The following is a 12,401-nucleotide window of genomic DNA, read 5'->3' as shown; positions in this document are numbered from 1 at the left end:
AACACTTCTTTCTTATTCAAAAATCGAATTAGAATATTTTCTTAATTGCTGATACCATTGCTTCAATAAATTTAGGATCTATATTTGGCATTGGTGGTCTATGATAATTAACACCTAACTCATCACAAACAACTTTACATTCATAATCGTTATCATATAACACTTCTAAATGTTCACATACAAATCCAACTGGTGTGTATATGAAATGTTTATAGCCATGTTCTTCGAATAGATTTCTTGTTAAATCTTGAACATCTGGTCCTAACCATGGTTCGCCAGTTTGTCCTTCAGATTGCCAACCTACTGCAACATGTTTCGCATTTGATTGTTCGCTTAATAATTTAGCTGTTTCTTCAAGTTGATCCGGATATGGGTCATTTGCTTTTTTAATTTTTTCAGGCAAACTATGCGCTGAAACTACAAGTACTGTTTCATCATGACTTTCTTCAGGAATCATTTGTAGCGTATCATTTATCATTGTTGTCCAATATGATAAGAATTCTGGTTCTTTATAAAATTGTTCAACATGAGAAAGTTTAATATTAAATTTAGCCGCTTCTTCTTGAGCACGTTTATTATAACTACCTACTGAGAAATTAGAATAATGTGGTGCCAATACGATTGTAACAGCTTCTTCAATGCCATCATTATGCATTTGCTCTACTGCATCTTCAATAAATGGATGGATGTGTTTCAAACCAATATATAATTTGAATTCTACATCTTCATATTGTTCATTTAAAGCACCACAAAGACTTTCAGCTTGTTTTTCAGTTGTCCCAGCTAATGGAGAAATACCTCCAATTGCTTTGTAACGTCCTGTTAAATCTTCAATTTGTTCTTCTGATGGTTTTCTACCATGTCTAATATGCGTATAATACGGAACAATATCACTTTCTTTATACGGTGTACCGTAAGCCATGACTAATAGCCCAACTGTTTTACTCATTTCAATACTCCCTTTTACTCATTTTTTAAAATGTCGTTATCATTATTGTAATTTAGATTTATGTTTTGCAGAATAATCATGTACAAACTGAGTAACTTTTCTTAATGTTTCTGGTTGTACTTCTGGGAAAACGCCATGCCCAAGATTAAATATATAATTATGACTTGCTAAACCTTGATCTAAAATTTGAGTGACACGTTCTTCAATTACTTCCCAAGGTGCTAATAGTAATGCTGGATCTAAATTACCTTGTAAAGTTTTAGTAATACCTTTTTCACGTGCTTCTTTAATTTGTAAACGCCAATCTAAACCAATTACGTCTACAGGTAATTGATTCCACTCTTCAATTAAATGACTCGCACCAACACCGAATGTTGTTACTGGAACATTTTTTTCTTTAATAGCAGCAAATATTTTATTCATTGATGGTCTAATATAATAATGATAGTCTGCAGCGTTTAACGCACCTACCCATGAATCGAATACTTGGATCATTTTACATCCAGCATCAATTTGAGCATGTGTATATCGTATTGACGTTTCTGCAAGTGTATCCATTAATTTGAACCAAGCTTCTGGTTGTGTATACATAAATGCCTTAGTCTTATTATAATTTTTTGAAGGGCCGCCCTCAATCATATAGCTCGCCAATGTAAAAGGTGCACCAGTAAATCCTATTAAAGGAACATCTAATTGTTCTTGAGTTAGTAATTTAATCGTATCTAAAACATATTTAACATCTTCTTCTGGATTGATTTGTCCTAAACGATTCACGTCCGCGATATCTTTAATCGGATTATGAATGACTGGGCCAATGCCAGATTTTATTTCAACATCTACACCTATTCCCGTTAAAGGTGTCATTATATCTTTATATAAAATTGCAGCATCAGTATTGTATTGATCAACAGGTAACTTTGTCACATACGCACACAATTCAGGTTGATGTGTAATTTCAAATAGAGAATACTTTTCTTTAATCTTTCTATATTCAGGTTGTGAACGACCTGCTTGTCTCATAAACCAAACTGGTGTATGTGTTGTTGCTTCACCTTTTGCTGCTTTTAAAATTGTATCGTTAAATGGTACACTCATTCTTTTCACCTCATTATAATCATTACAATCTATTTTAACATATTCTTATACAAAGACATCCATGTGAAAGAAATTTCATAATTTGTACAAAAGATTGAATGAATCGGTTGATTTTAGCGCTTACATGTTTATAATCAAACTAAAGAGATATAGGAGGCCTAACATTATGAAATGTTATATTACAACTGGTACGTATCAATTTCTTCACGGTATTTTAAATAAACATCCAGAAGAAGATATACACCATTACACAAGACAAGATACAACTGTGCTTATACATGAAACACCTGGTGAAAGTGTATTTGCTCAACCTAGAGAATATCGCGTTATAGAATCTAAAGGTAAATTCATTAATCACGAATTTATAGCTGCTAGTTATATTCCTGTATCTGAAGAAATGCAACATCGATTTGAAAATCATTATATCGGTATTGATGGTCAATTCGACGCATTTGAAGGATTCGACTCTTTTAGATTATTAAAGCCTAGAAAAGGCGATACTTATATGATTTTAGTAGGTTTTGATTCAATTGAACTTTATGAAGATTTTACTAAATCAGCATTTTTTGCAGAATATTTCTCTAGAGAAGCAACAAGAAAATTCTCAGGTGCAGATCAATATTCAACAGCAAACTATACAAAATTCTGGTACAGACCAGATGAAGACGAAGATGAAATTGAAAATAACGAATAATATAAAAAGAGATTGGCTTAATTGCCATTCTCTTTTTTAGTTTGTTAAGTACGATACACTGTTGCATATTAGCCTCTACTTGCAATGTTCATAGTTTTTGCGCTGACTCCTACGGGAACAGCATGATTCGAAGACTACAGGCTGAGAACATGCCCGCGGAAAGCGTGCGCAAAAAAATTAAGAAAAAGAGATTGGCGTAAATGCCAATCTCTTTTTCTTATTTAGTCACTTAATAATGACTGATGTCGTTTTAATTTTTTTATCGTTGCATCTATCGTTAACCATCCAACGATGAAGAATAACACAACAAAGTAACTTGCTGTTACAAATTTAACGATATATATAACAGAAAGTATTACGCCCAAGATAATCATCATATTCAATAAAAATTGATGATAGCCTTTAATAACTTGTTCTTCGTTCACCGGCCAAACTTGTGGCCACAACCCATAAGCCTGCTGCTTATAGAATTGAGATAATTGAAGGATAAGTAAATACATAATTAAAGCACCTAATATGGCAGAAATAATGGCTTGATCAATCCACCAAATTAATATCAATCCAATGATTAAGAACCTTAGTACAATAAACAATGCATCCTTCCCTCTTAAAAAGCTTCTAACAAATAAGAATTTATACATATAGTTTTGATTGAATTTTTTTGCAGTTGGAACTTTTAAAAATACATCTAAATATCTTCGACGCACTGTTCTTTCATTTAACACTTTAACATCAGTAAACATGTTTACAAGTTTATAGTAATTCATCTTATGGTTATATTCTATACCAATCAATGTCTCCCATTGATAGAACGTACTTCGATTGATATTTTCTAATAAAATAATTAATGCGATTAACAATATAATTGTAAATATGCCTGATAATATGCCTACTTTTAAAACCGTATAATAGCCGCTCGCATATATAATGAAAAGTAATAAGTTAACGCCCCATACTTCTAATCCATATTTTAGCCAGAACCATTTCATCATTAATCCTAAAATTGGATATATAAAACTCAAAACAATGATAGCTATATATAAATAAAATTTACTGCCTAAGATTTGATAAAATAGTGGCAATCCAATAACTAAAACAATTACTGGTAGATATAATCTATTTAAATAACTGTAAGTAATCGCTTTACGGATATAAACCGTCATATTTTTCTCAAATGGTAATAAATACAGTTTGTCGGCTTCTTTTAATAATGTTCGCATCGGGAATATCGTACATATCGCTAATACGAATGACAAGATCAAAGCATAATTAATGTTTTGTGGGATATCCTTTAACCAATTACTATAGCCTAACGCAAATGCGCCGATCATAATTGTAATGAAAATCATGAAATGACCATTGAATATGAATTTATTATATTTCAGTCTCTCTACGATTTCTTCCTTCTGTCTTAAATTAAATAGTTGTTTAGCATCATTCATAAGACTCACCTTGCGTTAAATGAATGTAAATGTCATCTAATGTTGCATCGGTTAACCCTGTTTGTTCTCTTAATTCTTGTAAATCTCCCATAGCAATTAACTTACCTTTATGTAAGATTATAAATCGATCACAATATCTTTCAGCCGTCGCTAAAATATGTGTCGACATTAAAATAGAAGCACCTTGATTACGTCTTTCTACTATTAAATCTAACATCGTCTGAATACCTAATGGATCTAATCCTAAGAATGGTTCGTCGATGATGTATTGTGAAGGCTCTACTAAGAACGCACAAACAATCATGACTTTTTGCTTCATACCTTTAGAAAAATGTATTGGAAATGCTTTTAATTCATTGTCCAGTCTTAATCTCTTCAGTAATGGCATTGCCTTTGATTTTGCAGTTTCTTTATCAATACCATATGCCATCGCCGTCATGTATATATGTTCTTCTAAAGTTAATTCATCATATAGTACTGGGCTTTCTGGTATATAAGTTAAATGTCGTCTGTACGACTCTATGTCTTCTTTTATATCTATTTGATTAATCGTCATTTCACCTTGTTGTGGTGTTAATAATCCTAATATATGTTTAATGGTTGTACTTTTACCTGCACCATTTAATCCAATTAATCCCACGACTTCATTCGGATTACATTTAAATGAAATGTCATGGATAACAGCTTTTTTCCCATATCCACCTGTTAAATTATTCACTGTAATTGTCACGTGAAACCACCTCCGAGTTATATTGTAGCATGTTCTTATTGTTTCATTCATTAAATAATACATTTATCAGTGAGTTGATTGTTCTTGCGTGATATAATGAATTTAACATTGACTTAGGAGATGATTATATGTCAGAAACAATTTTTAGTAAAATAATTGACGGCGAAATTCCTTCATACAAAATCTACGAGAACGATTATGTTTATGCATTTTTAGATATTTCACAAGTTTCTAAAGGACATACTTTACTAATTCCAAAAAAAGCATCCGAGAATATTTTTGAAACGGATCCTGAAACGATGAAACATATTGCTGAAGCGTTACCTATCGTTGCGAATGCAATTAAGAAAGCATTTAATCCTGATGGACTTAACATCATACAGAACAATGGAGAATACGCATCTCAATCTGTTTTCCATATTCACTTCCACTTAATCCCAAGATATAAAGAAGACATTGACGGTTTTGGTTACATATGGAATACAAATGAAGATCAAATTGATGATGAACAAAAAGCTAAGATAGCTGAAGCGATACAGAAAAACGTTTAATACAATGCTTATTATATGCGATTTAGGGTATATGATAAATATGAGAACACGAGGAGGACAATTATGAAATTTTCAAGATTAGCAATCGGTGTTGGCGTAGGACTTGTCACAGGATTCACAACGGCAATCATGAATACAGACCGTTCAGGTGATACATTAAAGTCTGAATTAAAATCAACTGCTGATGGTTCTAAAATACAATTAAGTGAAATTAAAGATAATGCGATGGAAATTAAAAGTTACGTTCTAAAAACGAAAGATGAAAGTCAAATTGCCATCCAATCATTAAGCGAAGAAATAAAAGCAATGATTAATGAATTTAAAGCAGATATAAACCCTAATATCGAGCAAATTCAAAAAAATATAGAGAATATTAACAACCGTGGTAATGAAATTCAAAAAGAAATCCAAAACACGAAACTTCCATTTCTAAAAAAATAGTAATCGTGTTAAAATTATTATATTATTAAAGCGTTATTATCAAGCATGATACTTCAGTATCATGCTTTTATTATACAAAATAAAGGGGATGTAAATATGACTAACGAACGGGACATGATTGAAAAAATGCTTTTCACGCATAAGGTTTCTCAATTATCAAAAGCTTTATGGAAGACAATCGAGAAAGATTGGCAACAATGGATTAAACCATTTGATTTAAACATTAACGAGCATCACATTCTTATTATAATCAGAAGTTTAGAAGAAGCGACGATTTCAGAAGTGAGTAATTATGGTGTTATGCATGTTTCAACCGTTTTTAACTTTGCGAAGAATTTAGAAAAGCGCGGTTATTTAACGATGCCAAAAAGCCAGCACGATAAACGTACAACATATCTAGAACTTACAGATAAAGGACTTGAAGTATTAAGAAAGACTTATTTAAGTTATACAAATGATACGAATAGACTATATGACATTGCAGCTGATTACGAAAAAGTAATGTACAGCATGCCTGAATTTACAGATGTGAAATATATCGTCGGCCAAATATATGGTAGTGACTTTATAAATCATATTGAACAAAACCATGAACAACTCAGAAAATACCTACTTGACGAATACGCTGAGGATGATGCATAATATCAAGATAAATTATAACCTAGAAGGTGACATATCCTATGTTTTTGTGTTCTAAGTCCATTAATATTCACTCTCGCTACGGCTTGCAGAGAATTGTATTAATCAGTGCTTTAGTCTCATTTTTCACATTTATTGTCACTTACGAAATATTTAACTATATACAAACACAACCATTAAAGGACGATAAGTTTATAGTATGCTTATTCGTCCTTTGCTTAATTTATCCAATCCATAAATTATTGCACTTGATTGTACTATTTAAATATCGTAAGTCGTTCAAGATAAATAAAACAACTCGAGCTAAACGTGCCCTACCGTTATATAATATTCGTGTAGATGAACCAGTTAATAAATTCGTATTTTCATTAGCTTTAATTTGTCCTTTGATTGTAATTACTGCCCTATCATTATTTCTCATTGATATCATTCCACAATATGGGCATTATATTCTATTTATTATGTCTATAAACATTGGTATATCAATCATTGACCTACTCTATTTAAAAATTATTTTGTTCACTAAAAAAGGTACTTATATTGAAGAACGTAAAAATGGCATTGAATTGTTAACAAAACGTTCACTAGATGCCGAGCATTTATAGGTTTATTTTTGTAATTAAAATACTATATATGCTATATTTATCATTGTATTCTTACAAAAGGAGTTCTATTTTATGAAATCAATTAAAAAAATAGTGTTACCGATAACACTATCAGCATCTGTATTAACTTTAGGCGCTTGTGGTAATGGCTCAAACTCAGGAGATACTTTAGTAGAAACTGAAGCTGGTGATGTCACTTCACAAGATGTACTAGACAAAATGGGTAAAAGTGAAGTAGCACAAAATGCCTTTCAAATTGTACTTAACAAAGTCTTAAAAGATAAATACGAAGACAAAGTTGATACAAAGAAATTAGACGAACAAATTGACAAACAGATCGAACAATATGGTGGTAAGAAAAAATTTGAAGAAGCACTTCAACAAGAAAAACCAGGTTCAACTGTAAAAGACTTCAAAGCTTCTCAAAAAACTGCTAAATATCAAGAAGAATTTATCAATGATGCTATAAAAGTATCTGATAAAGAAATTGAGAAAAACAGTAAAAAAGGATCTCATATCTTGATTAAAGTTAAATCTGGAGATTCTAAAGATGGCTTAAGCGATAAAGAAGCTAAGAAAAAAGCTGAAAGTATCCTAAAAGAAATCAAGAAAAATCCAGACGACTTCGGTAAAATCGCTAAAAAAGAAACACAAGATGAAGGTACAAAAGATAAAAAAGGTTCTCTAGGATTTGTACTTAAAGGTCAAATGGATGAATCATTTGAAAAAGCTTTATTCGATCTAAAAGACAATGAAGTTTCAGATGTTGTTAAATCTCAATATGGTTACCATATTATAAAAGCAGATAAAGGTGAGCCAACTAAGAAAGAAAAAGCTAGCCTTAAAGAACAATATCGTCAAATGAAGATACAAAAAGAGCCTAAATTAATCATCAATGCATATAAAAAATTATTAGATGAGTATAAAGTAGATTACAAAGATAAAGAAATCAAAAAATCTATTGAAGACAACATCTTAAATGAAAAAGCATTACAACAACAACAAATGCAAGCTGCACAACAACAGTCAGCAAGCTAAAATAAAAACAATGCCCTCTATATTAATAGAAGGCATTGTTTTTTTGTTGTATGAGTAAAAGGTATTTCTCTTATTTGCACGTTCTATCAGTCTTGCTAATAACGACATCCTTATTTGCACGTTTCACTAGTCTTGCTAATATGGCACCTCTTATTTGCACGTTCTACCAGTCTTGCTAATAACGACAACCTTATTTGCACGTTCTACCAGTCTTGCTAATAACCGCACCCTTATTTGCACTTTCAACTCAAAATGCTAACAACACATACAACTTTCACACAACATCCCCTCTTTTCACCCCCAAAATAGCGCAAACCTCAAATGGTTTGCGCTATTTCTATATATTAATCTAGATTTTCTGGTTTATAGAACTGTCTGTTCTCTAATGCGAATATTCTTTCAGTGAATTGTCCTTTTTCTACTTTCTTCAAGTGTTTTTCGAACATCATCATTCTCGCATCTATATTATCTATGAAATGTAAGATCTCTGCTTCTTTAACCATAGGTAATTTTGGTGAACCGTATTCCAATTTACCGTGATGACTTAACACTAAGTGTCTCAATAGCATTACTTCTTCGCCTTCAATATTATGTTCATTCGCGATTTGAGCGATTTCATCACTTACGATTGAAATATGTCCTAACAAGTTACCTTCAACTGTATATGATGTAGCAACTGGTCCTGAAAGTTCTTTTACTTTTCCTAAATCATGCAAGATTACGCCACTATATAATAAGCTTCTATTCAATATTGGATAGATATCACACAATGCTTTCGCTTGTCTTAACATTGTTATTACGTGATAGCTCAATCCAGATACAAAGTTATGATGGTTTGAACTTGCTGCTGGATATGTGAAGTATTCTTTTTGATATTTCTTCAACAATAGTCTTGTGATGCGTTGTAATTTCGCATTTTCAATATCTAATATGAAAGTCATAATTTCTTCTGACATTTCATCAATTGTTAATGGCGCCGCTTCTAAGAAGTTTTCTAATTTAACATTATCTTCTTCTACTGCCACTCTAAATTGATTCACTTTCATTTGTTTACGTCCGCGATAATCGATGACATCACCTTTCACACGAATAATTGTTTCAGGTATCAATAATTGAATATCTTCATTTGATACAGTCCATACTTTAGCTTCTATGTCTCCGCTTTTATCTTTTAAATATAATGTCATATAAGGCTTGCCTTGCGCAGTAACACCTTGTGTCGCACGATGTATTAAAAAGTAATGGTCGACTGAATCTCCTGGCTTTAACGTTTCTATAGTTTTCATTTAGCTCGTGCTCCTTCTATTTTTGTCAGAGTGATTGTTTGTTTCTGTGGTACATTCTGATCTTTATTACATGTGAAGTATAGAATTTGTATATCTTTAGACATACGCATTAAATACTTAATCATTAAATCTTTACGATGCTTATCAAAATGAACAAATGCATCATCAACAATAATTGGGAATGGATAATACTTATGCAATGATTTAATCAAACTAAATCTTAGTGCAATGTATAACAATTCTTTCGTTGATTGACTGAGCTCTGTTGGATGGAACACTTGACCATTTTGATGTCTTACTTGTACATTTTGTTCTTGATAAATAACTTGATTATATCTACCTTCCGTTAATTCATTCAAGATATCTGTTGCATCTTTAACAACATAAGGTAAACGTTTATCTTTAATTTGCGTAATATGCGCTTCAACTAAGTTCTGTAAATAACTCAGTGCTGCCCAGTCATTTGCTGTTTCATTTACTTTTTCTTTTAATAAATGATACTCATGTCTTAAAGCAGATAAAGTTTCATCAGTCTCCATATGACTAATATTGGCATTTAAGTCACTTAATTCAGCTTGTACATTTAAATAATTATCATTATATTCATCAACTTGAGATTCTAATTGATCTCTTTCTTGTTCTATGTCTGTCTTAGTCATATAACTCAGTTGTGTGTTTTTATCATAATCATAGTTATGATTAGTGAGTAATTCTGATAAATACGTAAATCGTTCCATATTTTCATTGTATGAAAGATAAGATTTATGATGACGATAGTATGATTCCTCATCTTCAACATTTATAAAGTTGAATAATGATTGTATCACTGAATTGTTTTCATTTAAACGATCTTTTAAAGCTTGTATTTCATTTGTTAATAATGATTTATGTTCATTATTTCTTGATTGAATATTAAATTCCTTTTGATGTTCATCTAATGCTTGCTTCACATCGTGGAATAAAGATAACTTCTGATAATGCATACCCGCATGACTTACAATACTATCTGCTTCACGATAAAATGCTTCTATTTCATCATTTTTCTCGTCTCTTAATTTAGATAAACGTGTGATTTCTGAACGATTTTGCTTAATCTTTTTAATTGTTGTTAATGCATCATTGAGTAATTGAGATGAAAGTTGTCGTGAAACATGTATCTGTGCCTTTGTTTCATTAAGTTCTTTATCTTTTTGTTCAATGACAGATTCTACTTGTTCAAGTTCTTTCGTTAATTCAGATTGTTTCGTAGTTAATATTTCTTGTGATTGATAATAACCTTCTAATTCTTGTCTGAATTTGGTTTGCTCTTCTAAATTAAAATCTAGGTCATAGAATTGCTTAAGGTGTTTAACTTTATCCTCTAATTCATCTATTTCATTTGAAAAGGCTTGGTCATGATCTAATGCCTTTGTTTTAAAGAAAAATGGGAGAACGAGCAATACAATACCTATAACAGCAAATATCGCACTAAATACAATCTGTGCAGCAAAGAAAGCATATACTGCAATCGCAATGAGTACTATACCACTGATACTTGAAATCATTTTATTTCGTTTGCTTCTACGTTCATTTTCTTCTTTTTGTTTAATAAATGATTCTTCCATTTTTTTATAAAGTGATTTTTTCTCACCTAGTTCTAACGCTTTTTGATTGTAGACTTTCTTCTGCTCATAGTTTTCATCAGATACAAGGTTATTATGTAATCGATCAATATTATGGTTGTATCTGTCTCTCTCAATTTCTAATTGATTCAATGAACGTTTGATTTGTTCTCTGTCAGCAACATTTTCATCTTTCGTTCTATTCACTTCTGCGATGTACGTCTTCATCGCTTCAGAAGTATCAACATCAAGAAATTCTTCATTCCAACCAATATCTTGTCTTAATAACTCATTATCTCGTTCAGCATCATCAATCACTTTATTTAATTGTTTTAATTCTTGATGCTTTTCTTTAATATCAGATTCTCTCTGTCTTATGCTATTAAGTGCTTTTTCATCTCTTTCGGACATGACTTTTACATTTTCTAATGTATGTACGACTTGTCCTAGTTTCTCATTTCGTAACGTTAAGTCACGCTTAATACTTTCATTAGATCTAACTGCAGACTCATAGCGTTCTATACCTTGCTCAGGAAACTCAAGTGGTTCAATGTTTAAAGAACCTTCAAGCTTCTTCCATTCAGAAACATCATTATGCAATGTAATTTCTTTTTCTTTCTCGGCAAGTCTTTGACTCAATTTACTTACATTATCTTTTAATTGATTTAATCGTCTAGAAACTTTTTCACGCTCATCTTGAAGTCTTTCGTACTCGCCAAGTTTCTTTTCTTCATTTTTAATTTTAATCTCTAAATCATTCAATTGTTCTAATTGAACATTTAATGTCGGGTTTTTACCATTTTTCTTATATAAAGTTTCCTTCTCAGCTTGCATTAAATCGCTCATACCCGTAAATTCAGTTGATCCAAGTGCACCTGCTTGTAACAAATACATTTGTAATTGGTCTTCAGTTAAATTCTTATGAATATCTTGAAGGCCGAGTACATTAAATGAAAATATACCTTGATACGTTTTCTTATTGATATAATTCAACTTCTGTTTGAGCCATTCTTCATCTTTAACTTTACCGTTCGACAAGTATACTTTCACATCGCCAGTCACACGGCCTTTCACTCTTTCAACTTCGACTTTCTGTCCCTCAAAATCAAGTTCTAACTTACCACCATATTGATTGCCTAATCTCGGTTCTAATCTTGGTTCGTTTTCTTTCTTTGTAGGAAAACCGAATAATATCGAATGAATAAATGCTTGTATTGTAGATTTACCGGCTTCATTTTCACCATATATTTGCATAAAACTTTGATCGAATTTAATTTTTCTAGACATGAGTTGGCCATAGCCATAAATTTCTAATGATTTTATTCTCATC

General features: G+C 31.4%; 12 protein-coding genes. 6 read left to right on the top strand and 6 right to left on the bottom strand.

Annotated features, from left to right (window positions below; all coding sequences use genetic code 11):
• Positions 1 to 28 precede the first annotated feature (28 nt).
• Together hemH and hemE are read right to left on the bottom strand one after the other, a co-directional pair.
• Positions 29 to 949 (bottom strand): ferrochelatase, encoded by a 921-nt coding sequence (gene hemH / locus P3U32_RS04760; protein WP_323704471.1) that lies wholly within the window; start codon positions 947 to 949, stop codon positions 29 to 31.
• Between the two features lie 42 nt (positions 950 to 991).
• Positions 992 to 2,044, bottom strand: a complete 1,053-nt coding sequence (gene hemE, locus P3U32_RS04755; protein WP_323704470.1) for a uroporphyrinogen decarboxylase — start codon at positions 2,042 to 2,044, stop codon at positions 992 to 994.
• A gap of 166 nt (positions 2,045 to 2,210) precedes the next feature.
• On the opposite strand from hemE, the gene P3U32_RS04750 reads away from it, so the two are divergent.
• On the top strand, positions 2,211 to 2,738 hold the full coding sequence (locus tag P3U32_RS04750; protein WP_323704469.1) for an antibiotic biosynthesis monooxygenase family protein: 528 nt from the start codon (positions 2,211 to 2,213) through the stop codon (positions 2,736 to 2,738).
• Between the two features lie 221 nt (positions 2,739 to 2,959).
• On the opposite strand, the gene ecsB is transcribed toward P3U32_RS04750, so the two are convergent.
• The gene (gene ecsB / locus P3U32_RS04745) at positions 2,960 to 4,180 is read right to left on the bottom strand and encodes an ABC transporter permease EcsB (protein WP_323704468.1); all 1,221 of its coding nucleotides are present in this window, start codon (positions 4,178 to 4,180) and stop codon (positions 2,960 to 2,962) included.
• Complete coding sequence (locus P3U32_RS04740; RefSeq protein WP_323704467.1) at positions 4,173 to 4,910, bottom strand: ABC transporter ATP-binding protein; 738 nt, start codon at positions 4,908 to 4,910, stop codon at positions 4,173 to 4,175. Before P3U32_RS04740 ends, ecsB begins: the two co-directional genes overlap by 8 nt.
• A gap of 128 nt (positions 4,911 to 5,038) precedes the next feature.
• Here P3U32_RS04740 and P3U32_RS04735 point away from each other — a divergent pair, with 128 nt between their 5' ends.
• The 5 genes from P3U32_RS04735 to P3U32_RS04715 all read left to right on the top strand — a co-directional run bounded on the left by P3U32_RS04735 (position 5,039) and on the right by P3U32_RS04715 (position 8,184).
• Positions 5,039 to 5,461: an HIT family protein gene (locus P3U32_RS04735; RefSeq protein ID WP_323704466.1), complete on the top strand. Its 423-nt coding sequence runs from the start codon at positions 5,039 to 5,041 to the stop codon at positions 5,459 to 5,461.
• A 63-nt stretch (positions 5,462 to 5,524) separates the two neighbouring features.
• Positions 5,525 to 5,902: a YtxH domain-containing protein gene (locus tag P3U32_RS04730; RefSeq protein WP_323704465.1), complete on the top strand. Its 378-nt coding sequence runs from the start codon at positions 5,525 to 5,527 to the stop codon at positions 5,900 to 5,902.
• Between the two features lie 96 nt (positions 5,903 to 5,998).
• Complete coding sequence (locus tag P3U32_RS04725; RefSeq protein ID WP_323704464.1) at positions 5,999 to 6,544, top strand: HTH-type transcriptional regulator Hpr; 546 nt, start codon at positions 5,999 to 6,001, stop codon at positions 6,542 to 6,544.
• A gap of 38 nt (positions 6,545 to 6,582) precedes the next feature.
• The gene (locus tag P3U32_RS04720; protein WP_323704463.1) at positions 6,583 to 7,146 is read left to right on the top strand and encodes a DUF3267 domain-containing protein; all 564 of its coding nucleotides are present in this window, start codon (positions 6,583 to 6,585) and stop codon (positions 7,144 to 7,146) included.
• 72 nt (positions 7,147 to 7,218) lie between these two features.
• Positions 7,219 to 8,184, top strand: a complete 966-nt coding sequence (locus tag P3U32_RS04715) for a foldase protein PrsA (protein ID WP_323704462.1) — start codon at positions 7,219 to 7,221, stop codon at positions 8,182 to 8,184.
• A gap of 344 nt (positions 8,185 to 8,528) precedes the next feature.
• On the opposite strand, the gene yhaM is transcribed toward P3U32_RS04715, so the two are convergent.
• Positions 8,529 to 9,470, bottom strand: coding sequence for a 3'-5' exoribonuclease YhaM (gene yhaM, locus P3U32_RS04710; RefSeq protein ID WP_323704461.1), 942 nt, complete (start codon positions 9,468 to 9,470; stop codon positions 8,529 to 8,531).
• Complete coding sequence (locus P3U32_RS04705) at positions 9,467 to 12,400, bottom strand: ATP-binding protein (protein WP_323704459.1); 2,934 nt, start codon at positions 12,398 to 12,400, stop codon at positions 9,467 to 9,469. The genes yhaM and P3U32_RS04705 overlap by 4 nt, the downstream gene beginning before the upstream one ends.
• Between the last annotated feature and the right edge of the window lies 1 nt (position 12,401).

The organism is Mammaliicoccus sp. Dog046 (assembly GCF_034039665.1).
In the GTDB taxonomy this organism is placed as follows: Bacteria; Bacillota; Bacilli; order Staphylococcales; family Staphylococcaceae; genus Mammaliicoccus.
The sequence above is the reverse complement of the archived record's forward strand: the minus strand, read 5'-3'. Positions and strand labels throughout refer to the sequence as shown.